Origin of the sequence: Bradyrhizobium sp. CCBAU 53338, from assembly GCF_015291665.1 — a bacterium.
In the GTDB taxonomy this organism is placed as follows: Bacteria; Pseudomonadota; Alphaproteobacteria; order Rhizobiales; family Xanthobacteraceae; genus Bradyrhizobium.
In genome coordinates, this window is the sequence record NZ_CP030048.1 from 461741 (window position 1) to 488542 (window position 26802).

A 26802-nucleotide genomic window follows, 5' to 3' on the forward strand; every position below is an offset into this window, starting at 1 on the left:
ATGAGCAAGAAGACCCAGTCCACCGAAGGCGCCATGGTCGAATACGTCACCGCGATGATCGGCGGCCAGCTGTTCGGCCTGCCGATCTCCCGCGTCCAGGACGTGTTCATGCCCGAGCGCGTTACCCGCGTTCCCTTGTCCTCGCGCGAGATCTCGGGCGTCTTGAACCTGCGCGGCCGCATCGTCACCGTGGTCGACATGCGCGCCCGTCTCGGCCTGCCCAGGGACGAGGACGGCAAGACGCCGATGGCGGTCGGCGTCGACCTGCGCGGCGAATCCTATGGCCTCCTGATCGACCAGATCGGCGAGGTGCTGCGCCTGCCCGAGGACAGCAAGGAAGAGAACCCGGTCAACCTCGACCCCCGCATGGCCAAGCTCGCCGGCGGCGTCCACCGTCTCGACGGCCAGCTCATGGTCGTCCTCGACGTCGATCGCGTCCTCGAGCTCAAGACCGACGTGCAAATGGCCGCCTGAACTTTCACAAAGACATTCGAGCCGGAGATCCAAGATGAAGACCTGTTTGGTGGTTGACGATTCCAGCATCGTTCGCAAGGTCGCGCGTCGCATCGTCGAGGCGCTGGGCTTCCAGGTCATCGAAGCGGAAGACGGCGTCGAGGCGCTGGTCCACTGCAAGAAGGCCATGCCGGAAGCCATCCTGCTCGATTGGAACATGCCCGTGATGGACGGCTTCCAGTTCCTGGGCACGCTGCGCCGTATGCCCGGCGGCGATGAGCCCAAGGTGGTGTTCTGCACCACCGAGAACGGCATCGACCACATCACCAAGGCGATGGGCGGCGGTGCCAACGAGTACATCATGAAGCCTTTCGACAAGGAAATCGTGTTGGCGAAGTTCCAGGAGGTCGGGCTGGTCGCGCGCGAAGAAGAGACCGCAGCCTGAAAATACACCTGCCAGTAGCGTCAAGAGGTATCCTGTGAACGCGCCCGATTACGAGTATCTGCGTAAGTTGCTGAAAGAGCGCTCCGGTCTCGACCTGTCCGCCGACAAGCAATATCTGATCGAAAGCCGCCTGCTGCCGCTGGCGCGAAAGGCCGGGCTCTCCGGCATCCCCGAGCTGGTGCAGAAGCTGCAAGGCGGATCGAGCGCGCTGATCACCAGCGTGATCGAAGCCATGACCACCAACGAGACCTTCTTCTTCCGCGACAAGGTCCCGTTCGATCACTTCCGCGACACCATCATGCCGGAGGTTCTCAAGGCCCGTGCCGCTCGCCGCAGCGTGCGGATCTGGTGCGCCGCGGGCTCGACCGGGCAGGAGCCCTATTCGCTGGCAATGACCCTGAAGGAGATGAGTGCGGCGCTCACCGGATGGCGTGTCGAGATCATCGCGACCGACCTCTCGCAGGAGGTGCTCGAGAAGGCCAAGGCCGGCGTCTACAGCCAGTTCGAGGTGCAGCGCGGTCTGCCGATCCAGATGCTGATGAAATATTTCAAGCAGACCGGCGAGACCTGGCAGGTCCATCCCGAGCTGCGCGCGATGATCCAGCACCGGCAGCTCAATCTGCTGCAGGACTTCTCCCACCTCGGCACGTTCGACGTCATCTTCTGCCGCAACGTGTTGATCTATTTCGATCAGGAAACCAAGATCAACATCTTCAACCGCCTCGCCCGCCAGATCGAGCCCGACGGCTTCCTGGTGCTCGGCGCGGCGGAGACCGTGGTCGGACTGACCGATACGTTCAGGCCGATCACCGATCGCCGCGGCCTCTACAAGCCGAACGATCCGCGTGCGGCTGCGGCCAAGCCGGCTGCCGACGCGGCTGCGGCGCCGCGCATGGCGATGGCAGGACGATAGACATGGCCGAGGATGGCAAGGGCACGGAGCGCGTCACGTTCAGTCGGGGCTATGATGTCTGCATCATGGCCATCGACGGCACCTGGCGGCGCGACTGCACCCTCAATGCGATTTCCGATACCGACGCCATCCTCACGGTGGAGGGCTCGATCCAGGGCTTGAACCTGAAGGAGTTCTTCCTGCTGCTGTCGTCCACGGGCCTTGCCTACCGCCGCTGCGAGCTGGTGCGCGTCAACGGCGCCGAGATGGACATCCAGTTCCTGCGCGGCAAGAACCGCAAGAAGCGCGGCGCAGCCAATGGCCAGGACGCGGTGGCGTGATCGCCGCGCGTTTCGGGCTGCCTTTCCCTGACGCGTTGCTTCACATTTTCTGAAAACATCCGACCGAATTCGCAGGCGTAGCTTTACGTCGCCTAAGCGCGGACCGTGTATCGATTGACGGTCGCAATTTCAGGGTCCGGCCATGCCAAGAAGCTCTCTCTCCCCCATCCCGTCAAATCTGCCCGACGTCGCCGAGCGGCGCGCGCTTCAGCTCCTGGTGGTCGATGACGACGCCACCCAGCGCAGCCTGATCACGGTCGCCGCCAGGCAGGCCGGCCACGAGGTCGCCGTTGCGCCGTCGGTCGCCGAGGCGATCGAAAAGCTGCGCGCTGCGCGCTTCGACTGCGTGACGCTCGATCTCGTGCTGGAGGACGGCGACGGCATCGACGTGCTGCGCGAGATGGCGGCCGCGAAATTCTCGGGCTCGGTGATCGTGATCAGCGGCATGGACGGCAAGCGCCGCAGCGCCGCCCGCAACTTCGCCCGCTCGGTCGGGATCGAGCTTCAGAGCCTGCCGAAGCCGCTGGATCTCGCGGCGCTGCGCATCAGTCTCGCCAATCTCGGCAAGACCGCGATGGGACTGCCGACGATCCATACCTGGGGCGGCGTCGCCACCGACGCGATCGTGGAACGGCACCGCGCCTGAGGCGCGGCGCTGGCCTGCGATCAGCTGCGGCAAATCAGCCGGGCCGATCGCGGCCTATGCGGGACTGCCGGATTCCGACAGATTCTGAAGGGCCTGGCCGAGCTCCGCCCGGCAGGCGTTGAGGGCGGCTCTCGCCGCGGTGAAGCGAGGCGTGACGTCGTCGAGCACGACGATCTCGGTGGAACCCAGATCGGCACTCACGATAGAGCCATCGTCTTCAGGCTCCATCGCCGCGTCGATCAGACGCAGACTGATCTCCATGCGCGCGATCAGTGAGCGAAGTTCGGCTGCGATCAACTGACGGCTGTCGGTTTCGGCCATCGCGGCGAGCGGGGGTGTGCCAGCGTAATTTAGCATGGATATTCTCCGTCCCCCGCAATAAGGCACCTCGGCGCTACTTGTGCGTTAAGTTCATGTCCCGTACAAATGCGGGTGGGCCGAATCTGCGCCGAAAGCCGTAATGTCAGGCGCGGACGCGAGTCCTTGAATGCCGACGTGGGTTGGCGAATGGACGTGGCACATGGTCGAACAAACCTCCCGTGGTGAGATCTTCGTGGTCGATGACGACCCCGCTGTTCGCGACACCCTGTCGATGGTGTTGAAGGCGGCGGGCTATGAGGTGATCTGTTTCGCCGACGGCGCAGCACTGCTTTCCGTTGCACGAAACCGCACGCCGGCTGCGATCCTCCTCGACGTGCACATTCCCGGAAAGTCGGGTCTCGACATCCTGAAGGAGCTGCAAGGCGAGGACTATCCGGCCCCCATCTTCATGATCTCCGGGCAGGGCGATATCGCGATGGCAGTGGGGGCCATCAAGAGCGGCGCGCTCGACTTCATCGAGAAGCCGTTTCGCGGCAGCGAGATCGTCGGCCGGCTGGATGAGGCGATCGGCGCTTATGCACGCAGGCAGGCAGAGAGTGCATCGCCGAAGTTCGGTTCGCTGCATTTCCCCGGACGCGAGCCGCTGACCCGACGCGAGCGCGAGGTGCTGGAGCAGTTTGCTGCCGGTGCCTCCAACAAGGAGGCCGGCCGCACGCTCGGCATCAGCCCCCGCACCATCGAGGATCACCGCGCCAACATCATGAAGAAGCTCGGCGCCCGCAACGCCGCCGATCTGATCCGCATCGTGATGACCGCGGCCCAGCGCGCGTCGTAAGGCGCTGTTGAATCGCCGCCCTTTCGTCGTTCCGGATCGCGCTACGCGCGTCCGGAATGACACCCAGAATTCAGCTGCTCAGAGCCCTGCGGATGATCCGCGCCAGATCGGACTTGCGATAGGGCTTGGCCAGCAGCAGCACGCCTAAATCCAGCCGGCCGTGGTGGATGATCGCGTTCTCGGTATAGCCAGAGGTGTAGACCACCTTGAGGTCGGGGCGCGTCTTCACCACCTCGTCGGCGAGCTGTCGTCCGTTCATCTTGCCGGGCATGATCACGTCGGTGAACAGCAGGTCGAACCGCGCGCCGCTCGCCACGATCGCAAGCGCTTCGGCGGCATTGGCGGCTTGCAGGGTGACGTAGCCGAGCGAGTGCAGTTGCGCGAGCACATAGTCGCGCACGAGCCGGTCGTCCTCGACCACGAGGATGGTCTCGTGCCCGCCCTCGACAGTCGCAGGCGTCACGCCATCGCCCACGGCGGTCGGCGTCTTGCCCGGCGGCAGGTACATCTTGATCGTGGTGCCGTGGCCTTCCTCGCTGTAGATCTTGATGTGTCCCGCGGACTGCTTGATGAAGCCGTAGACCATCGAGAGTCCGAGGCCGGTGCCCTTGCCGGGGCCCTTCGAGGTGAAGAAGGGGTCGAACACGCGCGCCAGCATATGGGACGGAATGCCGGTGCCGGTGTCGCTCACCGCGATCAGCGCGTAGTGTCCGGGCCTGACGTCGTTGACGCTGGCATAGACCTCGTCGAGATAGGCGGCGCCCGTCTCCACGATCAGCTTGCCGCCGCCGGGCATCGCGTCGCGCGCGTTGAGTGCGAGGTTGAGGATGGCCGTGGTGAGCTGGTTCGGATCGACGATCGCGACGCAGCTCTCGTCCTCGAACACGGATTCGATCTGGATCTGCTCACCCAGCGTCGGCCGCAGCAGTTTTGCGGTGTCGATGATCAGCGAGTTGATGTCGATCTCGCGCGGCTGGAGCGGCTGCTTGCGGGCAAAGGCGAGCAGATGCTGGGTCAGCTCGGCGCCGCGGCCGGCGGCCTCGTCGATCATCTTCGTGATCGCGGCAAGCCCCGGATCCTTCGCCACCGCGTCCGCCAGGATCTCGATCGTGCCGGTGATGACGGTGAGGATGTTGTTGAAATCGTGCGCCACGCCGCCGGTGAGCTGGCCCACCGCCTCCATCTTCTCGGCGTGGCGGATGCGCTCCTCGGAGGCGATCTTGTCGGTGAGGTCGCGGTAGAACACGTTGAACAGGATGCCCTCGCGGCGCCGCAGCGCCGTGACGCTGAGTTCGGCCCTGAATTCCTTGCCGTCGCGGCGGCGGACCATCAGTTCGCGGCGGCGGTTGAGGGTATGGCCTTCGGCGGAATCGAGGAAGCGGGCGAGGCCGGCCTTGACCCTCTCGCGCTCGCTCTCCGCGACGATCAGGTCGACGGCGTTCTTGCCGAGCGCCTCGTCGCGCCGCCAGCCGAACAGCTCCTCGGCTCGCGAGCTCCAGTTCAGGATGGTGCTGTGGGCGTCGGTCTGGACGAAGGCGTCGAGCGCGGTCTCGACGATGTTGCGCGCAAGCTGCTCGCTGTCGCGCAAGGACTCGGCTGCGCGCCTCGCCTCGGTCATGTCGCGCCCGACGAAGAAGTAGCGCTTGGCCTGGTTCGACCAGTTGCCGAGCCAGGAGAGCCAGACCTCGCTGCCGTCCTTGTGCAGGCAGCGCGTGTCGGCGAGCTTGGGGTGTTCGCCGCGCCGGAGCGCGCGCATTTCCTCGCGGGATTGATCGAGATGCGAGTGGTGGATGAAATCGACGCCGCTGCGGCCGATCATTTCCTCGGGCGCATAGCCGAGAACGGTCTCGCTGCTCGGGCTGATCTGCACGATATGGCCCCGCGAGTTCATGATCATGATCAGGTCTTCGGAGGCGTCGAACAGCTGCCGCCGCTCCTCGAGCTGCTGGCGTAGCGCGCGCTCGGTCCGTCGCGCATCGGTCAGCAGCCGTGCCGTGCCCGAGGCGCCGATGATCTCGCCGGCAGGGCCCCGGATCGGCGACAGGCTCACCGAGATCTCGACCGGTGTGCCGTCCCTGCGGACGCGGACGGTTTCGAAGTGCTCGATCCGTTCGCCCTGCGCGATCCGCCGCAGATAGTCCTTGCCCTCGTCGCTGCGATCGGCCGGCAGGAGGATCGAGGTCGGCTGTCCGACCGCCTCCTCCGACGAATAGCCGTAGAGGCGTTCGGCGGCCGTGTTCCACCCGATGATGATGCCGTCGAGCGTCTGCATGACGATCGAATCGTCGGAAGATTCCACCGCTGCGCTGAACAGGCGCTCGCGCACGGCGAGCTGGTCGCGGGCGGCCTCGCTGCGGCGCCGCTCCTCGATCTCGTGCTCCAGCGCCGAGGTCTTGGCCTTGGTCTCCTCGACCATGTGGGCAAAGGCTCGCGCCAGCATGCCGGTCTCGCCGCCGGCGTCGATCGGAATCGCGGCGGGCTTGCCGCGCCCGATCGCCTCGACGGCTCTGGTGAGCCGCCCGATCGGCCGGGTCAGCGATCGCGCCAGCATCAGGGCAAGCGCGGCCGCGACCAGCACCGCGATGACGCCGATCATGAGGCTCGTGTGTTCGATGATCACGGCGGGGGCCATGAACACGGCATTGGGCACGACCCGGATGATGCCGACCCATTGCCCCTCGGCGAGGATCGCGGGCGCGATCCCGGCGCCGCTCGGCTTGCCGTTGCGTTCAGGCACGACATGGGTTGCGCCTTGCGTCGATCCGGTGACGCCTGCGAAATAGGGGAAGTCGTCCTGCCAGCGCGTCGGTGTGCCCAATTGCGAGCCGAACTCGCGGGTCCGGTCCGGGTGCACGATATAGTCGCCATTGCGGCCGACGACGTAGACCTGCTCTCCCTGTCGGGCCGTGATGCGGATGCGATCCAACACCTGGCGCATGTCGACGTTGACGACGACGATCCCGAACAGGCGGTGATCGGACCCGTACAGCGGTGCTGCCACGCGCAGCGTCGGCACGTAGGGCATCTGAATGGTGCCGTTGTCGACGTTCAGATCGACCGGAGAGACATAGATCTGGCCTTCGGGGAGCTTGATCGCGTCCTGGAAGAAGAAGCGATCGTCCTTGGCTTGCAGGGCCTCGTCGGGAACGATGCGGACCGATCCATTCGGGCCGGAGCGATCGACGCGCAGATATTCGGTGCCGTTGGCCGCGATGACGCGAAATTTTGCGTAGGTCGGGTTGGCTTCGACATCGGCCACGAGACGTGTCAGCAGCCGCTCGCGCCAGGTCTTTTCGGCCAGATGATCAACCGGGTCGATGCCGTTGTTGAAATGGGCATCGATCACGCCGCGCACGGCCGCATTGGCGCGGAACGTCACGATGGCGGACCGCGCACCACTGGTCTGGGCTTCGAGCTGGGAAGCGAGCAGTCCCGACTGGGTTTCGATGCGGTCGAGCACGCGCGGCAGGAACGCCCGTTCCAGGCTGTAATGGCTCAGCCATCCGACCGCGGAGACCGCAACCGCGACCAGCAGAATCATCGCGATGGCCAGCCGGGTTGCGAGCGTCATGTCGCCCTTTGCGCCGCGTCGAGAATGGACCCGAATGTTCTACGCGACATCGATGGTCCCGTCACCGGCCGCCGGTACCGGTGTCGATGTGAGGAGGGGGTGATGATTGCGCCGATGTCAGGCAGCGGTCGACCGTCGCCAGCAGCGCATCGGCTCGGAACGGCTTTTGCAGGCTCGCGACCGCGCCGAGCTTGGTCGCCATCTTGAGGAAATCGGGCTCGGCAAAGTCATCCGGCGTGATCGAGCGGCCCGAGATGACGACGATCGGAATGGCCGGTTGCAGGGCCCGGACATGACGCATCGTTTCCAGCCCGTCCATGCCGGGCATGAAGATGTCGAGGAACAACAGGTCGAACCGGTTGCCCTCGAACAGGGCGAGCCCCTTGCTGCCGTCGCCGGCGACCGTCACGCGATGGCCGGCCCGCTCCAGCAGCAGCCGGATTGTCAACTGCACGGCCGGGTCGTCATCCACAATCAGGATGTTGGCCACGTTAAAAACCTCCGGGTCGGATGGGGATGCGCCCCTGCGACCAAAATCAAAGCTCCAAATACGAAATTGTTGCGCGGATCGTGCCCGCCCTGCAAGCACTTCGGGGCTGGTCGGCATGAGCCGGTTTTGATGTTGCATCGCACCGTAGCGTATGCACCTCCAAGTGCATAGCTGGGCCCACCTTGCGGGCCGCCGGCCGCCTTGCGAGGGGGCGACGGCCTGTGAGAAGAGCAGGGCAGATTCCCCGACGGACGAGGACCATGACCAGGAAGAAGACACCCGACCAGCTCCGCAGCGCGCGCTGGTTCGCGCCCGACGACCTCCGTTCGTTCGGCCACCGTTCCCGTGCCATGCAGATGGGCTATGCGCCGGAGGAGTGGAAGGATCGGCCGTGCATCGCGATCATCAACACCTGGTCGGAGGCGCAGCCGTGTCACATGCACTTCAAGTCGCGCGTCGACGACGTCAAGCGCGGCATCCTGATGGCCGGCGGCCTGCCGGTCGAACTGCCGGCGCTGTCGCTGTCGGAATCGCTGCTCAAGCCGACCACCATGCTCTATCGCAATCTCCTGGCGATGGAAGCCGAGGAGCTGCTGCGCAGCCATCCCGTTGACGGCGTTGTGCTGATGGGCGGCTGCGACAAGACCACGCCGGCGCTGCTGCTGGGCGCGACCTCGATGAACATCCCGGCAATCTATCTGCCGGCGGGGCCGATGCTGCGCGGCAACTGGAAAGGCAAGACGCTCGGCTCCGGCTCCGATGGCTGGAAATATTGGGACGAGCGCCGCGCCGGAAAGATTTCCGACAAGGACTGGCTCGATATCGAAGCAGGCATCGCCCGCAGCTACGGCACCTGCATGACCATGGGCACGGCCTCGACCATGACCGCGATCGCCGAGGCGATCGGCATGACGCTGCCCGGCGCCTCCTCGATTCCCGCCGCGGATGCCAACCATATCCGCATGGCCAGTGAATGTGGCCGCCGCATCGTCGAGATGGTGTGGGAGGATCTGACGCCGAAGACGATCCAGACCCGCAAGGCGTTCGAGAATGCGATTGCGGTCGCAATGGCGATGGGCTGCTCGACCAACGCGATCATCCATCTGATCGCGCAGGCCCGCCGCGCCGGCCAGGACATCGGCCTCGATGATTTCGAGATCGCGAGCCGCAAGGTGCCTGTCATTGCCAACGTCCGTCCGAGCGGCGACGCCTATCTGATGGAGGATTTCTTCTATGCCGGCGGTCTGCCGGCGCTGATGGGCGAGATCAAGCAGCATCTGCATCTCGACTGCATCACTGTGTCAGGCAAGACACTTGGCGAGAACATCGACGGGGCCGAGGTGCATAATGCCGACGTGATCCGTTCCGTCGCCAATCCTATCTACAAGGAGGGTGCGCTTGCCGTGCTCAAGGGCAACCTCGCGCCCGACGGCTGCGTCATCAAGCCGTCCGCCTGCGCGCCGCGCTTCCTCAAGCACACCGGGCCTGCGCTGGTATTCGACGATTATCCCTCTATGAAGAAGGCTGTCGACGATCCCGATCTCGACGTGACCGAGGACCACATTCTCATCCTGCGCAATGCGGGGCCGCAGGGCGGCCCGGGCATGCCGGAATGGGGCATGCTGCCGATCCCGACCAAGCTCGTGAAGCAGGGCGTGCGCGACATGGTGCGTATCTCTGACGCGCGCATGAGCGGCACCAGCTACGGCGCCTGCATCCTGCACGTCTCGCCGGAATCCTACATCGGCGGACCGCTGGCGCTGGTGCAGAACGGCGACCGCATCACGCTCGACGTCGCCGCGCGCACCATCAATCTCGATGTGCCAGAGGCCGAGCTCGACAAGCGCCGCGCCGCCTGGAAGCAGCCCGAGCGTCGCTTCGAGCGCGGCTATGGCTGGATGTTCACCAAGCACATCAAGCAGGCCAATGACGGCTGCGACTTCGACTTCCTCGAGACCGATTTCGGCGCGCCGATCGGCGAGCCGTCGATCTATTAAAGGACGCATATGTCAAAACTTTCCGAAGCCACCCGCAACAAGCTCAAATCCGTCTCCACGGCCACCGTCGCGACCGCGCTGTTCAAGCGCGGCCTGCGCATCCAGATGATCCAGGATGTGCACCCCGTTGGTGCCGATCAGCCGACCATGGTCGGCGAGGCCTTCACGCTGCGCTACATGCCGGCGCGCGAAGACCTCAACACCATCGACGTGTTCAAGGATCGCTCTCATCCGCAGCGCAAGGCGGTCGAGGATTGTCCGGCAGGCAGCGTGCTGGTGATGGACAGCCGCAAGGATGCGCGCGCAGCCTCTGCCGGCGCGATCCTGGTGACGCGGTTGATGAAGCGCGGCGTCGCCGGCGTCGTGACCGATGGCGGCTTTCGTGATTCCGCGGAGATCGCCAGGCTCGGCATTCCCGCCTACCACCATCGCCCCTCGGCGCCGACCAATCTGACGCTGCACCAGGCGATCGAGATCAACGTCCCCATCGGCTGCGGCGACGCGCCGGTGTTTCCCGGCGACGTCATCCTCGGCGATGCCGACGGCGTCATCGTGATCCCCGCGCATCTCGCCGACGAGATCGCCAATGAAACGTTCGAGATGACCGCGTTCGAGGATTTCGTCACCGAGGAAGTCGGCAAGGGCCGCGCCATTTTCGGCCTCTATCCCGCGACCGATCCGCAGACGCTCTCCGACTTCGCGGAATGGCGCAAGAAGAACGGAAGGTAACGCGGCTACACCTCCGCCATCCCGGTCGCCCACAGCGCGAACGCGTAGACGATCGCGACTTCGTCGAGCCGGTCGAAGCGCCCCGACGCGCCGCCGTGGCCGGCGCCCATGTTGGTGCGCAGCAGGACCGGACCGCCGCCAGTCATGGTGGCGCGCAGGCGGGCGATCCATTTGGCAGGCTCCCAATAGGTGACGCGCGGATCGGTCAGTCCGCCCATCGCGAGAATCGCCGGATAGTCCTTTGCCGCGACATTGTCGTAGGGTGAGTAGGACAGGATGGTGCGAAAATCCTTCTCGCTCTCGATCGGGTTGCCCCATTCGGGCCATTCCGGCGGCGTCAGCGGCAGCGTGTCGTCGAGCATGGTGTTGAGCACGTCGACGAACGGCACCTCGGCGACGATGCCGGCGAACAATTCGCCGGCGCGGTTGGCGACAGCGCCCATCAGCATGCCGCCGGCCGAGCCGCCATGGCCGACGATGCGCTTGGCGCTGGTGTACTTCGCGTCGATCAGCGCGCGGGCGCTGGCGGCGAAATCGTCGAACGAGTTGGTCTTCTTCTCGCGCTTGCCGTCGAGATACCAGCCCCAGCCCTTGTCGGCGCCGCCGCGGATATGCGCGATGGCGTAGACGAAGCCGCGGTCGACCAGCGACAGGCGGTTGGCGTTGAACGAGGCCGGCATCGCCATGCCGTAGGAGCCGTAACCATAGAGCAGCAGCGGCGCCGCGCCGTCGAGCTTCAAGCCGCGGCGATGGAGGATCGAGACCGGCACTTCGGCGCCGTCCTGCGCCTTCGCCATGATGCGGGTGGTGACGTAGTCGGCCGCATTGTGGCCGGACGGGATCTCCTGGCGCTTGCGAAGCACGCGCGTCCGCTTTGCCATGTCGTAGTCGTAGACTTCCGACGGCGTCGTCATCGACGAATAGGCGAAGCGCAGATTCGTCGTTTCGAATTCGTAGGAGCCCATCGTGTCGAGCGAATAGGCGGCCTCGTCGAAGGCGATCGCATGCTCGTTCCTGGTGGCGAGATCGCGGATCACGATCGACGGCAGTGCGTTGGCGCGCTCCAGCCGCACCAGATGGCCGGCATAGAGGTCGAGGTCGATGATGTAGATGCCGGGACGATAGGGAATCAGATCGCGCCAGTTCTTGCGTTCGGGGGCGCCAAGCGGCGCCGTGACGATCTTGAAGTCGATGGCGTCGTCGACGTTGGTGAGAATGAACAGCTCGTCGCCGCGGTCGGCTAGCGAATATTGCACGCCTTCCTCGCGCGCCGCGACCAGGCGCGGCGGCGCCTCGGGGTTGGCCAGGTCGATCAGCCGCTGCTCGCTCGTTTCATGGTCGCCGCCGGCGATCACGCAGAAGCGGCCGCTGGTGCTCTCATGCAGATGGGTGAACCAGCCGGAATCCTGCTCCTCGTACACGAGCGTATCGTCAGCCTGTTTGGTGCCAAGCTTGTGCCGCCACACCTGCATGGGCCGATGATTATCGTCGAGCTTCACATAGAAGAAGCTCTTGCCGTCCTTGCTCCAGACCACGCCGCCGTCGGTCTCCTCGACGAGGTCGTCGAGATCGTTGCCGCTCGCCCAGTCGCGGACGCGGATCGTGAAATATTCCGAGCCCTTGGTGTCGGCGCTCCAGGCCTGCAGCTTGTGGTCGTCGGAGTGGCGGCTGCCGCCGAACTTGAAGTATTTGTGGTCCTTGGCGAGCGCGTCGCCGTCGAGCACGATATGCTCGTTGCCGCCGTCGCGCGGCATGCGGCCGAACAACTCGTGCTGTCCGCCCTCGCGAAATCGACGGAAATAGGCGAACGGTCCGTCCGGCGACGGCACGCTGGAATCGTCCTCCTTGATGCGTCCGCGCATTTCGCGCACCAGCGTCTTCTGCAGCTGAGCGGTGTGGCCGAGCAGGCTCTCGGTGTAGCCATTCTCCTCGTTCAGATATTTGCGGATGTCAGGGTCGAGCACCCCGGGGTCGCGCAGCACCTCCTGCCATTTCGCGTCCTTCAGCCAGGCATAGTCGTCGGCAACGGTGATGCCGTGGTGGGTGAAGGAATGCGGCCGACGCGGGGCGACGGGCGGCAGGGAAGGTGTCTTGGCCTGGGTCACTCGATCCTCATTCAACTGCGTGTTCCACCTTATATCGTCCCGATTCTGCGAATTGCCAGCGCTGCGCCAAGGATGCGCCCGGCCGCCGGGTTGTTGGCGGGGCGCTTGTGTGCTTTGAGGGGCGATCATCCCGCCGCCGGTCCAGCCTGATGCTGTTCAATTCCTATCCGTTCATCCTGCTGTTCCTGCCGATCGTGCTGGCCGGCTATTTTGGGCTGGGCCGGCGCAGCAATCTCGCCCCGGTGATCTGGCTGGCGCTGGCCTCGCTTGCCTTCTACGCCATCGGCAACTGGCAGTTCGTGGCCCTGCTGCTGATCTCGATCGCCTTCAACTACGGCATCGGTCATCTTCTCATCGTGGCGAAGCTTGGCCCATCACGACGAAAAGCGGCACTTGCTCTCGGTGTTATCGGCGATCTCCTCGTGCTCGGCATTTTCAAATATGCCGGTTTCGTCACCGAAAACGTCAACGCGCTCACCGGCACGCACTTTGCAATCCACATCCTGCTGCCGGTCGGCATCTCCTTCTACACGTTCACCCAGATTGCCTTCCTGGTGGATGCCTATCGTGGGCAGGTCGCGGCTTATGCGCTGCCGCATTATGCGCTGTTCGTGACGTATTTTCCGCATCTGATCGCGGGGCCGATCCTCCACCACAAGGACATGATCCCGCAATTCGAGCGGAAGGATACGAAATATCCCGACGCGCATCTGATCCTGTGCGGCGTGATCATCTTTGCGATCGGCCTGTTCAAGAAGACCTGCCTTGCCGACGGCATCCAGCCGCTGGTCTCGCTCGCCTTCGAAGCGCGCTCGCCGAGCTTCGACCAAGCCTGGCTTGGCGCGCTCGCCTACACGTTCCAGCTCTATTTCGACTTCTCGGGGTACTCCGACATGGCGATCGGGATATCGCTGATGTTCGGCGTCTTCCTGCCGGTCAACTTCAACTCGCCCTACAAGGCGACCAGCATCGTCGAGTTCTGGCGCCGCTGGCACATGACGCTGTCGCAGTTCCTGCGTGACTATCTCTACATCCCGCTCGGGGGAAACAGGCGCGGCCGCGTGCTGCGCTACGTCAACCTGATGATCACGATGCTGCTCGGCGGGCTCTGGCACGGCGCGGCGTGGACCTTCGTGGTGTGGGGCGCGCTGCACGGCGCCTATCTCTGCGTCAATCATGCCTTCAATGCGCTGCTGCCGAAGGGCCCACCGGCGCTTGCGTTTCCGGGGCGCGTTGCAGGCGGAGCGTTGACGTTCCTCGCAGTCGTCGTCGCCTGGGTGTTCTTTCGCGCCCCCAGCGTCGAATGGGCGCTGCGGGTGCTCCGCGCCATGGCTGATCCCTCCAACGTCGTCTTCGGCCGCGAGGAGATCGCGGCATTGGTGCTGGTTGCGATCTATGCCGCGCTGGTGTGGCTGGCGCCGAACACGCAGAGCATCATGGGCTATGACCACGGCAACCGCCGGGTCGGCGAAGATATGCGGGCAGGGCGCATGCGGCCGCTGGTGCTCTATGGTGCGTCGCTGGTTCTCGCCTTCGGCATTCTGGGTATCCAGAGCCACAGCGAATTCATCTATTTCCGGTTCTGATGCGCGGCACCTTCTCACATCTGAAGCGACTTCTGCTCGCGAGCGTCGCCTGCGTCCTGGGCGCGGCCGTGCTCACCTACGCCGTCGATCCGCTGCAACTGTTTCGTTCCTCGAAGCAGGCCTTTTATTCCGACGACACGCGCGTGCAGAACGCCGGGCTGATCCGCAGCCAGTCGTTCGACACCGCCTTCATGGGCACCTCGCTCGCGATCCACTTTCGCCAGAGCGACATCGATCGTGTGCTCGGCGTGCACTCGCTCAAGCTGGCCATGACCGGGTCCAATTCGCGCCAGCAGAGCTTCGTGCTGGAGCAGGCGATCGAACGCGGCGCCCGGCGCGTGATCTGGGAGGTGGACGATTTCATCTTCGTCGATGCCGCCGACATCGAGGCCGATCCCTATCTGTCCGTCGATCTCTATCGCCGGACGGCCAAGGGTATCGCGTCCTATCTGTTCAGCGCGGCAATGGCGAAGGAGTCGCTGTTCGCGCTGCTGCGATCCACCCCGCCGCTGCGCGAACTGCTGACGCGGGCGGCGCCGTATCTTCCCGTCAAGTTCGCGCTGGCCAACGCCGACGACATCTACGCGCTGCCGCGGGATTTCGACATCACGCGCAACTACAATACGGAGCAAGCGCTGGCGTCCTTCGCCTACATCACCGCGCCCTCGCGCAGCCGCTTCCTCGGCGAAGGCTATGACCGTGACGCCATGATCGGGCATTTCGAGCAGGATGCCGTCGGCCTGATCACGCGCCATCCGGACGTGACCTTCGACATCTACTTTCCGCCCTACTCGATCCTGCAATTCGTCGCGATGCGCGATGCCTCGCCGGAGACGCTGAAGATCGTCATGGATCTCACCGCACGGATTGCGCGACGCCTGACGCGGCTTCCCAACGTACGCCTGCACGATTTCCGCGCGATCAAGGCGGTGACGCACGACTTGAGCAATTACGGCGACGTCATCCACCATTCGCCCGTGGTGGATGCGAAGGTGCTGCAATGGCTGAGAAGCGGGGAATATCGCGTCGACCCCAACGAGCCGCTGGCATCGCTGAACGAGCTGAAGGCGCAGGTAGCCGCATATCGGCTACAATAACGGCATCGGCCCGGCCCGCGGGGGCTGGCCGATGCCTGAGTGCCCTACGCCCCGACTTGCTCGCCGAGATACGAGACCGCCGCCTCGAGCCCGCCCTTGCCGTGCGGGATCTTGAGCGCGTTGAGGCCGACCTCGATGACGCCGAGCGTGCCGAGCAGCATCGGCGCGTTGACATGGCCCATATGGGCGATGCGGAAGGCTTGTCCCGAGAGGTCGCCGATGCCGGTGCCGAGCACGACGCCGCATTTTTCCTTGCAATAGCGTTGCAGCAACGCGGGATCGTGGCCGGTGGTCATGGTCACCGTGGTCACGGTGTTGGAGCGCTCGCTGGCTTCGGCGACGTTGAAGCCGAGCACCTGGCCCTCCGTCCATGCACCGACCGCGCGGCGCGTGGCTTCGCCGAGCAACGCGTGGCGGCGGAACGCATTCTCCAGCCCTTCCTCGTGCAGCATGTCGATCGCCTTGCGCAACGCGAACAAGAGATGCACCGGCGCCGTACCGGCATATTTGCGATAATTCTCGGTGCCTTCGCGCTCGCTCCAGCTCCAATAGGGCGTCGACATGTTCGCCTTCCTGTGGACTTCCTGTGCGCGCGCGCTGGCGGCCACGAAGCCGAGACCGGGCGGTGTCATCAGGCCCTTCTGCGAGCCGGACATCGCGACGTCGACGCCCCATTTGTCCATCTCGAACGGCATGCAGCCGAGCGAGGCGACGGTGTCGACCATGTAGAGTGCGGGATGGCCGGCCGCCTTGATCGCCTTGCCGATCGCCTCGATGTCGTTCTGCACGCCCGAGGCGGTGTCGATCTGGACGACGACGACGGCCTTGATCCTGTGCTCGGTGTCGCGGCGCAGCCGCTCCTCGACCTCATGCGGCCGCACCGCGCGGCGCCAGTCGCCCTTGAGCACCTCGACCTCGGCGCCCATCAAGGCTGCTGCATTGCCCCAGCCGATCGCAAAGCGTCCGCTCTCCAGCACCAGCACCTTGTCGCCGCGCGACAGCACGTTGCTCAGCGCGGCTTCCCAGGCGCCGTGGCCGTTGGCGATGTAGATGTAGGACTTGCCCTTGGTCGAAAACAGTTTCGAGATGTCGCGGAGCAGGCTCTCGGTCAGGTCGAGCATCTCGTTGGAGTAGATGTCGATCGCCGGACGATGCATCGCCTGCAGCACCGCGTCGGGCATCGTGGTGGGCCCGGGGATGGCCAGAAATTCCCGGCCCGCGCGAACGGTCATTGCTATCTTCCTTGTGTCGTGAAGACTGTCTGGTGGGTCGCTGTAACAACACTTTTACGCGGCGGCGAGGCCTGAGAAAAGCGCACAAAACGCAGGTCTGGGGCGGCTTTTTGTTTTGAGCATGGTCTTGTCGGAAAACTGCGCCACACTTTGCGTCAACGCGGCCCTTCGGGTCCGGACCATGCTCTATCTCTTGGTCTCGCGGCAGCCGGCGGCCTCCGCTTCCTCGACCGAACAGAACCAGCGGGTGCCCTTGCTGATCTTCATCTTGATCTGGGTGTACCAGCGGCTGGTCCGGGTGTGGTAGATGCACTCCCCGGACGAGTTGACGTTGCCCTTGATGGTGCAGTCCGGCGAGGGCGCGACCGGCCCGGAGGCCGAGGCGAGCAGTACCGCATGGGCGCCCGCGGGCGGCTTGGTGGCGCCGAGGATCGCGGTCTTCTTGTTGCGCACGCGCCAGTCCCAGGGGGCGATGAAGGCACCCTGCCACATGCCGGCCTTTGCCGCACGCGCGGCGGCTTCGTCCGCCTCGTAGTCCTTCGAGAGGCGGACAAAGGCCAGCGCCCAGCCGCTGCGCACCAGCCATTTCTGGATGTCCTCGCCGCCCACCTCGCAACGCGCCACGGTGCGGCCGCGCCGGTCGACCGAGCGGGCATGACAGACCCAGTTTTTGCCTTCGGTGTATTTGGCGAGCTCGTCGCGCGCGGCGACGCCGCAGGTCCAGCGCTCGCTCTTGGTGTTGAGGCAGAGCTGATCGACCTGGGGTGCGTCGATGCCGCCAAGCCGGATCCGCGTGTTGCCGATCATGACGGAATCGCCGTCGCGGATCTTCGCGGTGCCGGTGATGTCGGCGGCCTGCACCAGCGACGGCAGACCGAGCAGAGACAGCGCAATCAGGAATTTTCGCAACATGCCGGTCCGCGTGTAATGAAATCTCGATAGAGGCGCGCAATTGTGGTCGGCTTTTGGCCTCTCGGCCAGCATATGCCGAACACGCAGGCTTTCAACTTCCCGTCATTGGTCGAACACCGCTCGTGCAGCGCACCGCCGAAGCGGCGCTGCGCTGCGTCGGGGCACGAGAGCCAATCTCACCCCCGCGCCATCGCCCGCTTCGCCACCGCCAACCCCATCAGCACGAACGCCGACGTCACCTCCGGCCCGCCGACCAGGATCCGCGTCGGGGTCTTCATCTTGTTCCATTCATAGGCGCGGAACGGGCCGCGGCGGCCGCCTTCGCCGCCGGCCGCGACGATCACGTTCAGCGCCGGCGCGAAGGCGCGCGGGTCGGCGCCGAGGTGGCCGAGCGCGATCAGCGCCAGCGCGGCGTCGAACACGTTCATCTCAGCCGCCATCAGCTCGCCCTTGACGTAGGACAGCACGCGATGGCGGATGAAATCGAAATCGCCGGAGGGATCGATCGCGGCCTGCGCGCTGAGCGGCAGCGCGAGGAAGGCCGCATAGCAGCGCCCGAAATAGGCGCTGTAGAGCTCGGGCAGATAGTAGATGTGCGAGCGCGGATTGGCGAAGGCGCCGCTCGCCGCCAGCCGCTTCTGGAAGCCGATGATGCGGTGCACGGTCGCGAGCCGCGCCGGCGTCTCCAGAATTTTCCAGCGCGCCAGATTGCGAAAGCTCACCTCGAGAATGTCGAGGTTGAGCGTCGGATCGAGATCGTTGCCGTACGGGCGCTCGCCTTTGAGGTTGTCGATCCAGGTCGCAACGCCGCCTTCGTAGTCGATGTGGTCGTTGAGCGGCACCGTGACGCGCGGCTCGTTGACGCCGGCATGCACCTGGTAGCCCGCATAGAAATCCAGCAGCGGCTGGTCGATGATCGGATCGGTGCAGCCGGCCTGCGTCGCCGCCGAGATCGAGCAGGCCGTGGTGTCGCAGTCGGGCACGTAGACGCCGAAGCCGAGGTCCTGCTTGATCTGGGCGAAATAGCGCGAGAAGCGCGGATGCGGCGCCGGCGCCAGCGCGGTGATGACGTTGAAGCGCGTGCCGCCGCTGCCCTCGACCTCTTCGCGGCTGATATTGACGCAGAAATCGACCATGTCGGCGATCGCGCGCTCCGCCGCTGTCTTGTCTTCAGGCGAAGCCAGCCCGGTCTCGACGTAGCTCAGCAGCGCCTCGATGAAGAACGCGTCGTAATAGGCCGAGCGATGGCGGATCTGCACCGGCTCCCACATCGGCTCGGCAATCCCGCGCCAGGGCGGATTGACCACGGCGCGCGCAGGCGAGCGCGCGATGAAGACGCGGGCGAGGTTGAACAACAGCGAGGAGTTCTTGTAGCCGCGCGCATTCAATCCCGTGAGCGCCATGATCAGCTCGCGCCCGCGGACGTCAGGATCGCCGATCAGGTTGAAGGCCGCATAGGTCGGCAGGAAGCCGTTCTTGCGATAGGAGCCGATCAGATGCTGTGCGCAGTCGCGGATGACGCCGTCGATCTGTGCCTGCGACGGCGCGGAGCCGGTGAACATCGCCGGCGGCGGTTTGGGATGGTCGAGCGCGATGGTGTCGACGAGTTCGGCGATGGGTGCGCCGACCGCGGCCCAGTCGGGTTCTGCGTCATCGCGAGCACGGACCAAAGCCGCGCGCAGCCGAGCGAGCTTGGCCTCGTCGCGCAGCTCGGGGAGGCCGGCCCGGCGCAGCAGCACCCGCAGCGCGGGATTGCCGAGCGCGGTCTTGTAGAACTTGGCCAGATGCGGATCGCCGCTGGACGGACCGGACAAGACGGGATCGCAGACGTCGTAAAGCGAGGGGCCGTCTTTCCGCGCCGTCAGCGCCCGGCACGCGGCACCTGCGAAATAATGAAAGCTCATGAAATACCTGGTCGCGGGGGACTTTCGCAGGGGCCAGGCGAGGACCCACCCCCTGCAAGTCGTTGAAAAAGCTACCCGGATTCGCGGGAAATAAAAACGTGACTAAGGTCACATAAAAACCCGGCACGGAAGCTGCTTGATCGCCCCCCGGAAGCCTACGGGAATACCAAAAAAGGAGAAATCTGGACATGGAAATTAACTAATAAATTCATCGGCTTATACCAAATTTTTGACGATCTATTGCCCGGCCGGTGATCTCAGGTTAAGGGTTTATTTGGTGCGGCGCCGCAAATTGCGCGCAATTCGGGGGCACTCCCCGGCCAATCCCTCAAACCTAGAGACGCCATCGCGCTACTCAAACAGTGTGCGCGCGCTTGGCAGGCCTTTGGCACTGACAGGAATGAACCGAGATGAATGTAAGGCAGCTCGACATTTCCAGACGCTCGATTGCCCTCGCCGCAGCCCTCATCGGCACGGTGTCGCTGGCGATCGGCGCCCATGCTGCCCTCAACATGCGCGCGCTCGACGCCGCCAAGGCCGTTTCGACCGACCAGGTCACGGGCTCGGTCGGCCAGACCTCGCGTCTCGCGCTCGTCATCGGCAATGGTCATTATCCCGACGCCAATGCGCCGCTGACGCAGTCGATCAACGACGCACGCGCGCTGTCGTCGTCGCTGCGCAAGAACGGTTTTGACGTCGACATGGTGGAAGACGCGAGCAGGGACGACATGGTCCGCGCCGTCAACCGCCTGAAGTCCCGGATCAAGCACGACACCGTCGTCATGCTGTTCTTCGGCGGCTACGGCGTGCAGGCCGGCCGCGAGAGCTACATGCTGCCGGTCGATGCCGTGATCTGGAAGGAGAGCGACGTTCGCCGTCAGGGCGTTTCGATCGAGGGCGTGCTCGAGATGATGAAGGATCGGGGCGCCAAGGCCAAGCTCGTCGTGGTCGATGCGTCGCGTCGCAATCCCTATGAGCGTCGCTTCCGCTCCTATTCGCACGGTCTCGCGCCGATCGGCACGCCCGACAACGCGCTGATCCTCTCCTCGGCTTCGCCCGGCAAGGTCGTCGACGACGGCAAGGGCGAGCATTCGACGCTGGTCGGCGAGCTCCTCAACAATCTCAATGCGCAGGGCAGTGCCGAGAGCGTCTTCAACAAGACCCGCGTCGCCATCGCCCGCGCCTCCGAAGGCGACCAGGTGCCGACGGTGTCGTCCTCGCTGCTCGAAGACGTGCACTTCGACCGGGCCGGCGGCTAGTTTTTCCGAAGGATTGCGAAGTCTCGTGCCCCGGACGCGGCGCATCATGCAATGATGCGACGCTGAGCCGGGGCCCATTCCTTTGAGCCTCTCGTTCGGGAGAGATGGGTCGCGGCGCTGCGCGGCAGCGTTACGCGGCTGCTGCGCGTCCGGGACACGAGAGACCTACTTCGCGGCTTCCGCGGCCATCACCGGGCGCACCGGATCGCCCTCGCGCAAGAGCGCGCCGGCGCGGGCGACGACGATATCGCCTTCGTTGAGGCCGTCGCGCACCTCGATATTGCCGCCCGACATCAAGCCGATCTCGACGCGCTTGGTCTCGACGCGATTGCGGCGGATCACCTGCACCACGGTGCCGGCGGATGAATATTGCACGGCGGTCAGCGGCACCGCGACGTTGCAGCTCTGCCCGGTCTTGATCAGCGCGCGGCCGCTCGCATTCAGCAGCAACCGCTTCTGCGAGGAGATGCCGATATAGACCATGCCCTGCTGGATGTTCGGCTCGACGGTCGGACCGATGCGGCGCACCTTGCCGTCGATATCGCCGGCACCGGCAATGCGCACGGTGACCGGCTGGTTGACTGCGAGCTTCCTGACGTCATTGGTCGCGACCAGGCCGACGAGGTCGTATTCGCTGCGCGCCACGATGGTGAACAGCGCCTCGCCCTTGGCCGAGGCAGGCGCGCCGATCTGCGCGGTCGAAGTCGCAATGACGCCCGCCACGGGCGCGGTGACCTGAAGCGTGCCGCCTTCGGGCAGCGCCAGCCGCGCCAGAACCTGGCCGGCCGTCGTGGTCTCGCCCGCTTCCGCCAGCACTTCCGTCACCTTCAGCCCCGGACGTTCGGGCCGCACCGAGGTTTCCTCGCGCGCGATGATCGAGCCGGTGGCCTCGACGATGTCGGAGAAGCAGGACTTTGCCGCCTTCAGCACCGTGACCGCAGGCCCCTTCGGCGCGTCGTCATCGGCAGCTCCGGCCGGATATGCGCCGAAGACGAGCACTCCGGCGACGGCTGCGGGACACAGGCTTCGGACGACGGCACGGGGTAAATGACGCATCGGAAATTCCACGGGGCTATGCCTCCAATCGATAGCAGATGGCAGCGGTGCGGACTACGGCAGCGTTGTCCCGAGGCAGGATCGCCGTGCCGCCGCGCGCTGCTGCGGCAAGTCCTTGATTAGTCGCGGGAATGGAAATCGGGTTCGCTGCCGACCAGGCCGCGCGCCGAACTCGGCGAGGTCGGTGCGGCAATCACGGTCTTCTCATCTGCTGGAACCGGCTATATGGAGCTACAATCCGGAGTAGCGCGGCATCGCGGCTCCACAGCTCATGGTCGGGTGGGATGCAAAGGTTCGTTTGCGAGCAGAACATCGTTCATTTCGAGCGGTTGCTCAATGAAGCGACCGACACAACAGTCCAGCACACCGTGCGCGCCCTGCTGGCTTCAGCGAAGCGTCAACTGGCGCTGCTGAACTCGGCTGCATCAGGTGCCGACACGACGCCCTTGGAACAACACCGGCGCCAGCCATGAAGGTCCAGCGCTACGACATTCGGGATCCGAGCGGTACTTTCGTCGAGCGCCATTGGCAGCCGATCAACTCGCCGATCCACGATGCCGCCGGCCATTTGGTCTATCTGCTGCATCACGTCGAAGACGTCTCGGCGCAGGTGGCCGCGAGGCCGTAGCGATCCGTCAGGTCCGGCGCTCGCCGAGCAGCTTGCCGCTCAACCGATCGATCAGATGCAGGCGCGTGCAGGCCGGACAGGATACCGGCACGTGCGTGCGATCGGTAGGCTCGTCGCCAAGCCGATGCTGCACGTTCATGCCGGTCTGGGGGCACTTGAAGACAATATGACGGTCCATCGGCAGTGATATGACGCCAAGGCCGCCCCCGCGAAATTCCGGATGTTTACTTAGGTCAACCGCCCCAATCCCTCACTTCAGCGTCAAAAACTCCACCCAGTTCGGCTTCTTGCCGGTGGCGTAGGATTTCAGCTTCGCCAGCGCGCCGCTGGTCTGGTCGATGGCGTAGACCGTCATGCCGTCGGAGAGTTCGCCGACCGCGGCGAGGTAGCGGCCGGTCGGATCGATGTTGAAGCCGCGCGGCTGCTTCTCGGTCGGCACGCTGCCGATCGTGGTCAGCTTGCCGCTGGTCGCATCCACCTTGTAGGCCGTGAGCGTGTTGGTGGTGCGCTCGGAGGCGTAGAGAAAGCGGCCGTCCGGGGTGATGTGGATGTCGGCGGCCCAGGGCTTGCCGGTGAAGCCCTCAGGCAGTGCCGTGGTGCGCTGGATCTCGCCCCAGGCCCCGCTTCTGGCCTCATAGCTGTACGCCGCGACGTCGCCGTTCAGCTCGTGGATGAGATAGACGAACTTGCCGTTGGGATGGAAGACGAAGTGCCGCGGCCCGGATTTCTCCGGCGTCTTGATCGCGGGCGGATCGCTCGGCGTCAGCGTGCCCGCGGCGGCATCGAACGCGAAGCTCAGCACCTGGTCCGAGCCGAGATTGGTCGCGAACACGAAACGATTGTCGGGCGAGGGCAGGAAGGCGTGCGCGTTGAGCCCGGTCGGGATCACCTGCTTCGGCTCGGCGACGACGCCGTTCGGTGAAAGCGGATTCAGCGCGACCTTGTTGCCGCCATAGGAGGCGCTGAACAACACCTTGCCGCCGCGGTCGACTGCGATGTTGGCCATGCTGTCGGCGAGCGGCCCGTTGCCGATAGGGCTGAGCTGGCCGGTCTTGGGATCGATCGCAAAGCTCACCGCCTGGAACGGCTGCGAGCGGACGCCGGCAATCAGCACGCGATGGTCGGGCGTGATCGCGAGCGGCGTCGAGGCGCCGGGCTTGTCGACGCCGGTGAAGGCGGCGGTCTGCACCGGCGTCATCTCGCCGTTGTCGGCGATCTTGAACACGCTGATGTCGTTGGAGTCGGCATTGCCGACATAGGCGAAGGTTTCGGCCATGCCGGCACGGACTCCGGAAACGAGGGCAACAGAGGTGACGAGAGCGGTGAAGAGAGTGGTGGCGATCGCGGCGCGCGATGCGAGGCGTGTCGGTCTGGTCAAGGACGTCCTCCTGCCGGTGTGGCGTTGTCGTTTTGCGACGAAGGATAGCGGCTCGTGCCGTCGGGCACCAAATTTCAGATGGGATTGATCGATGCCGAAATTGGATCGATCGTTACCGCATCGACGCCGTCAGGTCGCGCGAAGGCAGATGCGGGCCGGCCGCGTGATCGGGCGGGCCGAGCACGGTCCACACGGCGACGGCGACCAGAGCCGAGGTCACGATGGTCCAGGCGACGAGTTGCTTCCGCATCGGGCCAATCCGTGGGTCGAAGGTTCGATGCGCCCAAGGCGCGCCGACCATCGTGCACCGCAAAATGCGACCGCTCTATGAACTCGTTCACAGGGTTTTGGAGATGCGTTTGTCGTGGCAAAGCGCCACACGGTCAAACCGGTCGCAAGGTCTCGCCGACCAACGCCTGATAGCGCTAAGCTTCGTCTGCTCCTGCACTAGCCGCAGGCCTGCCTGTGGGATCGCCAAGGAACGGCCGCCTCCTCCTGCCGTTACCCCGGTCTTGCTGGCGGAGGACGTCGCAGCGGAGGCTGGCAAAACGGAGGCTGGAAAGTGTTTTGGATTTATTGGGACACCGCCTGGTCGCTCATCATCAGCGGCATCATGTTCGCAACCATCGTCAGCCATCCTGACGCCGAGATTGTCGAAGTGCATGCGGCCAAGCCTCGGATGTAAGCTTTCGCCTTATCGCGCCGTCACGCCATCCCATCGCCGGCTTTGCCCGAGGCGCAAGTCCGCGGTTTGAGGTTCGGTTTGGACTTGCCATCGGTTTCCGGACCTCGTCCCGCCGCGATCATTGCACCATCGATGCCGCGATCTTCTCCGCCGACATCAGCACCGGAAAATTGGTGTTGGCGCACGGCACCACCGGGAAGATCGAGGCGTCGACGACGCGCAGGCCCTGAATGCCTTTGACGCGGCCCTCCGTGTCCACCACCGCCATCGGATCGTCGGCCCGGCCCATGCGGCACGAGCAGGAGGCGTGCCACACGCCGATGGTGGCCTTGCGCACGAAGGCTTCCAGCGCCTCGTCGTTGTTGATGACATCGTCGAAGGTAAAACCTTCGACCACGAAATTGTCGATCAGATAGTGGCGTAGCGCCGCCGGTCCATCCATCAGTGTCGCGGCGATCTTGGTCAGGATCTTGTTCCGGGTGTTGACCACGCCGATCTTGCGCACCTTGTCGGTGTAGGCGGCCGGGAAAGGCTTGTCCGTCACCTTCTTCACGATGTCGCTCATCTGGATGGCCGCCATCTTGCGGAAGCCGCTCATCAGCCGCTCGAGGTCGCGCCGGTCGGACAAGAGGTTGAACTCGACGACCGGCTCGGTCGTGGGATCGCGCGAGGCGAGCTTGACCTGTCCGGTCTCGGAATAGGTCTTGTTGACGAAGGTCAGCAGCGAGCCGATCTGCGCGCCGACGGCATGCCAGGCCGATTTGGAGAGCAACACGACGAACATGTCCCCCTTCGGCACGCCTTCGAGGCCTGACGAGTAACGCAGGCCAAGCTGCATGTGCCGCCGCGTATGCTCATTGTCGGTCATGCGCGCGCCGCGACGGACGAAGGACGACAGCGAGATCGAGGGATGATCCATTAGGCGCTGGCCGACGCCTGCGAGCCCCATCAAGACCGGAATGCCCAGATCCTTGAGATGGCCGACCGGGCCGATGCCGGCGCGCAAGAGATGCGCGGGCGAATGGATCGCGCCGGAGGAGAGGATGATCTCGCGTCCCCGGAATTCCTGCTCGCGTCCGTCGATCAACGCCTTCACGCCGATGCATTGCGTGCCTTCGAACAGCAGCTCCCTCACCTGCGTGTTGGTGGAGATCGTGAGGTTGGCGCGCTTGCGGGTGTCGCGGTCGAGATAACCCATTGCGGCCGAGACGCGCTGCTCGGCCTGGTTGGAATGCGTCACCGGAAAAAAGCCGTCGACGAACTCGCCGTTCTGGTCGGGCAGATATCGATGGCCGGCCTGCTGGAAGGCATCGGCGAACGCCTGGGAATGCTTCGTCCAGTGCTCCCTGGGAATTCTGCGCACGGGAATGCGGCCGTCCTTGCCGTGATACGGCCCGTCGAAATCGAGGTCGCGTTCCACTTTCTTGAAGAAGGGCAGCACGTCGGCCCACGACCAGCCCTCGGCGCCGCGCGCCTGCCATTCATCGTAATCCGTCGGTGCGCCGCGGTTGGCCATCTGGCCGTTGATCGAGGAGCCGCCGCCTAGCACGCGGGCCTGCTCGTATTTGCGCAAGGGCGGGCGGCTTTCGTTCGGATTGTTGTGGCTGACGACCTGGGTCGTGACCTTGAGCTCGGTCCAGTGGAAGCGCGGATCGAAATAGGCGGTGCCCGGATAGCTGTCCCTGATCTCGGCCGGCTCGTTGCCGGGTGGTGTGTCCTGTCCGGCTTCGCACAGCAGGACCTTGTTGGCGCTCCTGGCGGAGAGCCGGTGGGCCAGCACGGACCCCGCCGAGCCGCCGCCCACGATAATGTAGTCGTACACGATTGGCGTTTCCTCTTGTTCTTGTGACAAGAGGGTAGCGTGGTTTCATCGCGAGGTCACGCCCGGGACCATGCAGCCGGTGAGTTGCGTCAAGACGTTATTTCAGAACCTCATTGCAGGACTTTCGGCATCACGACGACGACGTCGACCTGCTTGTTCAGCACACGCGAAGCGACGGCGGCGATGAGCGGCGAGTAGCTGTCCTCGATGTCGGATGCGACGTCCTCGTTCCTGGCGAAGGCGTAGAGCATGGTGCCCTCGACTTCATCGAAGCGAATGCCCGCGAAGACGTGATCGAACGTCTCGGCGCCGACGATGCCGGCCATGAGCGCCTGAATGGCGTGGTCCTGAATGCGTGTGAGCTTCATCATGCCGTTGAGATATGGAAACGCCGCGCGAATGCAAGATCACGTTTCCT

General features: G+C 64.7%; 27 protein-coding genes. 14 read left to right on the forward strand and 13 right to left on the reverse strand.

The features are described from left to right. The 5 genes from XH90_RS02240 (at position 1) to XH90_RS02260 (ending at position 2777) form a co-directional block, all read left to right on the forward strand. Entirely contained in the window at positions 1 to 474 is a 474-nt protein-coding gene (locus XH90_RS02240; RefSeq protein WP_194479010.1) for a chemotaxis protein CheW, read from the forward strand. A 34-nt stretch (positions 475 to 508) separates the two neighbouring features. Beyond that, the gene (locus XH90_RS02245) at positions 509 to 898 is read left to right on the forward strand and encodes a PleD family two-component system response regulator (protein WP_188106496.1); all 390 of its coding nucleotides are present in this window, start codon (positions 509 to 511) and stop codon (positions 896 to 898) included. Positions 899 to 932: 34 nt separating this feature from the next. Further along, entirely contained in the window at positions 933 to 1811 is an 879-nt protein-coding gene (locus tag XH90_RS02250) for a protein-glutamate O-methyltransferase CheR (RefSeq protein ID WP_194479011.1), read from the forward strand. Between the two features lie 2 nt (positions 1812 to 1813). Next, positions 1814 to 2131 (forward strand): PilZ domain-containing protein, encoded by a 318-nt coding sequence (locus tag XH90_RS02255; protein WP_194479012.1) that lies wholly within the window; start codon positions 1814 to 1816, stop codon positions 2129 to 2131. Between the two features lie 142 nt (positions 2132 to 2273). Continuing rightward, the gene (locus tag XH90_RS02260) at positions 2274 to 2777 is read left to right on the forward strand and encodes a response regulator (protein ID WP_194479013.1); all 504 of its coding nucleotides are present in this window, start codon (positions 2274 to 2276) and stop codon (positions 2775 to 2777) included. Between the two features lie 54 nt (positions 2778 to 2831). Here XH90_RS02260 and XH90_RS02265 read toward each other — a convergent pair whose 3' ends face one another. After that, positions 2832 to 3134 carry a hypothetical protein gene (locus XH90_RS02265; protein ID WP_194479014.1) on the reverse strand — a complete coding sequence of 101 codons (303 nt, stop codon included), beginning with the start codon at positions 3132 to 3134 and terminating at the stop codon, positions 2832 to 2834. Positions 3135 to 3297: 163 nt separating this feature from the next. On the opposite strand from XH90_RS02265, the gene XH90_RS02270 reads away from it, so the two are divergent. Beyond that, the gene (locus XH90_RS02270; protein WP_194482558.1) at positions 3298 to 3933 is read left to right on the forward strand and encodes a response regulator transcription factor; all 636 of its coding nucleotides are present in this window, start codon (positions 3298 to 3300) and stop codon (positions 3931 to 3933) included. A gap of 70 nt (positions 3934 to 4003) precedes the next feature. On the opposite strand, the gene XH90_RS02275 is transcribed toward XH90_RS02270, so the two are convergent. Together XH90_RS02275 and XH90_RS02280 are read right to left on the reverse strand one after the other, a co-directional pair. Further along, a complete protein-coding gene (locus XH90_RS02275; RefSeq protein WP_194479015.1) occupies positions 4004 to 7504 on the reverse strand; it encodes a PAS domain S-box protein in 3501 nt (1166 codons plus the stop codon). Positions 7505 to 7565: 61 nt separating this feature from the next. After that, positions 7566 to 7994, reverse strand: coding sequence for a response regulator (locus tag XH90_RS02280; RefSeq protein WP_194479016.1), 429 nt, complete (start codon positions 7992 to 7994; stop codon positions 7566 to 7568). A 260-nt stretch (positions 7995 to 8254) separates the two neighbouring features. On the opposite strand from XH90_RS02280, the gene araD reads away from it, so the two are divergent. Both araD and XH90_RS02290 read left to right on the forward strand, forming a co-directional pair. Then, positions 8255 to 9991, forward strand: a complete 1737-nt coding sequence (gene araD, locus XH90_RS02285; protein WP_194479017.1) for an L-arabinonate dehydratase — start codon at positions 8255 to 8257, stop codon at positions 9989 to 9991. Positions 9992 to 10000: 9 nt separating this feature from the next. Next, the gene (locus tag XH90_RS02290) at positions 10001 to 10720 is read left to right on the forward strand and encodes a ribonuclease activity regulator RraA (RefSeq protein ID WP_194479018.1); all 720 of its coding nucleotides are present in this window, start codon (positions 10001 to 10003) and stop codon (positions 10718 to 10720) included. Between the two features lie 5 nt (positions 10721 to 10725). On the opposite strand, the gene XH90_RS02295 is transcribed toward XH90_RS02290, so the two are convergent. Then, positions 10726 to 12825, reverse strand: coding sequence for a S9 family peptidase (locus tag XH90_RS02295; RefSeq protein ID WP_194482559.1), 2100 nt, complete (start codon positions 12823 to 12825; stop codon positions 10726 to 10728). 149 nt (positions 12826 to 12974) lie between these two features. On the opposite strand from XH90_RS02295, the gene XH90_RS02300 reads away from it, so the two are divergent. Next, on the forward strand, positions 12975 to 14411 hold the full coding sequence (locus XH90_RS02300) for an MBOAT family protein (protein WP_194479019.1): 1437 nt from the start codon (positions 12975 to 12977) through the stop codon (positions 14409 to 14411). After that, positions 14411 to 15508 (forward strand): hypothetical protein, encoded by a 1098-nt coding sequence (locus tag XH90_RS02305; protein WP_194479020.1) that lies wholly within the window; start codon positions 14411 to 14413, stop codon positions 15506 to 15508. The genes XH90_RS02300 and XH90_RS02305 overlap by 1 nt, the downstream gene beginning before the upstream one ends. Positions 15509 to 15552: 44 nt before the next feature. On the opposite strand, the gene XH90_RS02310 is transcribed toward XH90_RS02305, so the two are convergent. The 3 genes from XH90_RS02310 to XH90_RS02320 form a co-directional block, all read right to left on the reverse strand. Then, a complete protein-coding gene (locus XH90_RS02310; protein ID WP_194479021.1) occupies positions 15553 to 16740 on the reverse strand; it encodes an alanine--glyoxylate aminotransferase family protein in 1188 nt (395 codons plus the stop codon). Between the two features lie 186 nt (positions 16741 to 16926). After that, on the reverse strand, positions 16927 to 17652 hold the full coding sequence (locus tag XH90_RS02315) for a thermonuclease family protein (protein WP_194479022.1): 726 nt from the start codon (positions 17650 to 17652) through the stop codon (positions 16927 to 16929). A 176-nt stretch (positions 17653 to 17828) separates the two neighbouring features. Further along, the gene (locus tag XH90_RS02320; protein ID WP_194479023.1) at positions 17829 to 19556 is read right to left on the reverse strand and encodes a hypothetical protein; all 1728 of its coding nucleotides are present in this window, start codon (positions 19554 to 19556) and stop codon (positions 17829 to 17831) included. A 410-nt stretch (positions 19557 to 19966) separates the two neighbouring features. Between XH90_RS02320 and XH90_RS02325 the strand changes: the two genes are divergently transcribed. Continuing rightward, a complete protein-coding gene (locus XH90_RS02325) occupies positions 19967 to 20815 on the forward strand; it encodes a caspase family protein (RefSeq protein WP_194479024.1) in 849 nt (282 codons plus the stop codon). 165 nt (positions 20816 to 20980) lie between these two features. Here XH90_RS02325 and XH90_RS02330 read toward each other — a convergent pair whose 3' ends face one another. Beyond that, positions 20981 to 21871: an efflux RND transporter periplasmic adaptor subunit gene (locus XH90_RS02330; RefSeq protein ID WP_194479025.1), complete on the reverse strand. Its 891-nt coding sequence runs from the start codon at positions 21869 to 21871 to the stop codon at positions 20981 to 20983. A 284-nt stretch (positions 21872 to 22155) separates the two neighbouring features. Here XH90_RS02330 and XH90_RS38795 point away from each other — a divergent pair, with 284 nt between their 5' ends. Beyond that, positions 22156 to 22344 (forward strand): hypothetical protein, encoded by a 189-nt coding sequence (locus tag XH90_RS38795; protein WP_246755670.1) that lies wholly within the window; start codon positions 22156 to 22158, stop codon positions 22342 to 22344. Then, positions 22341 to 22499: a hypothetical protein gene (locus XH90_RS38800; RefSeq protein ID WP_246755672.1), complete on the forward strand. Its 159-nt coding sequence runs from the start codon at positions 22341 to 22343 to the stop codon at positions 22497 to 22499. Before XH90_RS38795 ends, XH90_RS38800 begins: the two co-directional genes overlap by 4 nt. A gap of 7 nt (positions 22500 to 22506) precedes the next feature. Here the strand turns inward: XH90_RS38800 and XH90_RS39560 are convergent, their stop codons facing one another. The 3 genes from XH90_RS39560 to XH90_RS02350 form a co-directional block, all read right to left on the reverse strand. Continuing rightward, positions 22507 to 22638: a hypothetical protein gene (locus XH90_RS39560; RefSeq protein ID WP_256442523.1), complete on the reverse strand. Its 132-nt coding sequence runs from the start codon at positions 22636 to 22638 to the stop codon at positions 22507 to 22509. A gap of 111 nt (positions 22639 to 22749) precedes the next feature. Continuing rightward, positions 22750 to 23841 (reverse strand): beta-propeller fold lactonase family protein, encoded by a 1092-nt coding sequence (locus XH90_RS02345; protein ID WP_246755917.1) that lies wholly within the window; start codon positions 23839 to 23841, stop codon positions 22750 to 22752. A 148-nt stretch (positions 23842 to 23989) separates the two neighbouring features. Then, positions 23990 to 24127: a hypothetical protein gene (locus XH90_RS02350; protein WP_194479028.1), complete on the reverse strand. Its 138-nt coding sequence runs from the start codon at positions 24125 to 24127 to the stop codon at positions 23990 to 23992. A gap of 312 nt (positions 24128 to 24439) precedes the next feature. Here XH90_RS02350 and XH90_RS39565 point away from each other — a divergent pair, with 312 nt between their 5' ends. Then, entirely contained in the window at positions 24440 to 24562 is a 123-nt protein-coding gene (locus tag XH90_RS39565; protein ID WP_256442496.1) for a hypothetical protein, read from the forward strand. A gap of 118 nt (positions 24563 to 24680) precedes the next feature. On the opposite strand, the gene XH90_RS02355 is transcribed toward XH90_RS39565, so the two are convergent. Both XH90_RS02355 and XH90_RS02360 read right to left on the reverse strand, forming a co-directional pair. Further along, positions 24681 to 26384 carry a GMC family oxidoreductase gene (locus XH90_RS02355; protein WP_194479029.1) on the reverse strand — a complete coding sequence of 568 codons (1704 nt, stop codon included), beginning with the start codon at positions 26382 to 26384 and terminating at the stop codon, positions 24681 to 24683. A gap of 110 nt (positions 26385 to 26494) precedes the next feature. Further along, positions 26495 to 26755, reverse strand: coding sequence for a hypothetical protein (locus tag XH90_RS02360; protein ID WP_194479030.1), 261 nt, complete (start codon positions 26753 to 26755; stop codon positions 26495 to 26497). Between the last annotated feature and the right edge of the window lie 47 nt (positions 26756 to 26802).

Coding starts and splice junctions, on each gene's coding strand:
- XH90_RS02240 (WP_194479010.1), top strand. CDS start 1: ATGAGCAAGAAGACCCAGTCCACCGAAGGCGCCATGGTCGAATACGTC.
- XH90_RS02245 (WP_188106496.1), top strand. CDS start 509: ATGAAGACCTGTTTGGTGGTTGACGATTCCAGCATCGTTCGCAAGGTC.
- XH90_RS02255 (WP_194479012.1), top strand. CDS start 1,814: ATGGCCGAGGATGGCAAGGGCACGGAGCGCGTCACGTTCAGTCGGGGC.
- XH90_RS02260 (WP_194479013.1), top strand. CDS start 2,274: ATGCCAAGAAGCTCTCTCTCCCCCATCCCGTCAAATCTGCCCGACGTC.
- XH90_RS02265 (WP_194479014.1), bottom strand. CDS start 3,134: ATGCTAAATTACGCTGGCACACCCCCGCTCGCCGCGATGGCCGAAACC.
- XH90_RS02270 (WP_194482558.1), top strand. CDS start 3,298: ATGGTCGAACAAACCTCCCGTGGTGAGATCTTCGTGGTCGATGACGAC.
- XH90_RS02275 (WP_194479015.1), bottom strand. CDS start 7,504: ATGACGCTCGCAACCCGGCTGGCCATCGCGATGATTCTGCTGGTCGCG.
- araD (WP_194479017.1), top strand. CDS start 8,255: ATGACCAGGAAGAAGACACCCGACCAGCTCCGCAGCGCGCGCTGGTTC.
- XH90_RS02290 (WP_194479018.1), top strand. CDS start 10,001: ATGTCAAAACTTTCCGAAGCCACCCGCAACAAGCTCAAATCCGTCTCC.
- XH90_RS02300 (WP_194479019.1), top strand. CDS start 12,975: ATGCTGTTCAATTCCTATCCGTTCATCCTGCTGTTCCTGCCGATCGTG.
- XH90_RS02305 (WP_194479020.1), top strand. CDS start 14,411: ATGCGCGGCACCTTCTCACATCTGAAGCGACTTCTGCTCGCGAGCGTC.
- XH90_RS02310 (WP_194479021.1), bottom strand. CDS start 16,740: ATGACCGTTCGCGCGGGCCGGGAATTTCTGGCCATCCCCGGGCCCACC.
- XH90_RS02315 (WP_194479022.1), bottom strand. CDS start 17,652: ATGTTGCGAAAATTCCTGATTGCGCTGTCTCTGCTCGGTCTGCCGTCG.
- XH90_RS02320 (WP_194479023.1), bottom strand. CDS start 19,556: ATGAGCTTTCATTATTTCGCAGGTGCCGCGTGCCGGGCGCTGACGGCG.
- XH90_RS02325 (WP_194479024.1), top strand. CDS start 19,967: ATGAATGTAAGGCAGCTCGACATTTCCAGACGCTCGATTGCCCTCGCC.
- XH90_RS02330 (WP_194479025.1), bottom strand. CDS start 21,871: ATGCGTCATTTACCCCGTGCCGTCGTCCGAAGCCTGTGTCCCGCAGCC.
- XH90_RS38795 (WP_246755670.1), top strand. CDS start 22,156: ATGCAAAGGTTCGTTTGCGAGCAGAACATCGTTCATTTCGAGCGGTTG.
- XH90_RS38800 (WP_246755672.1), top strand. CDS start 22,341: ATGAAGGTCCAGCGCTACGACATTCGGGATCCGAGCGGTACTTTCGTC.
- XH90_RS39560 (WP_256442523.1), bottom strand. CDS start 22,638: ATGAACGTGCAGCATCGGCTTGGCGACGAGCCTACCGATCGCACGCAC.
- XH90_RS02350 (WP_194479028.1), bottom strand. CDS start 24,127: ATGCGGAAGCAACTCGTCGCCTGGACCATCGTGACCTCGGCTCTGGTC.
- XH90_RS02360 (WP_194479030.1), bottom strand. CDS start 26,755: ATGATGAAGCTCACACGCATTCAGGACCACGCCATTCAGGCGCTCATG.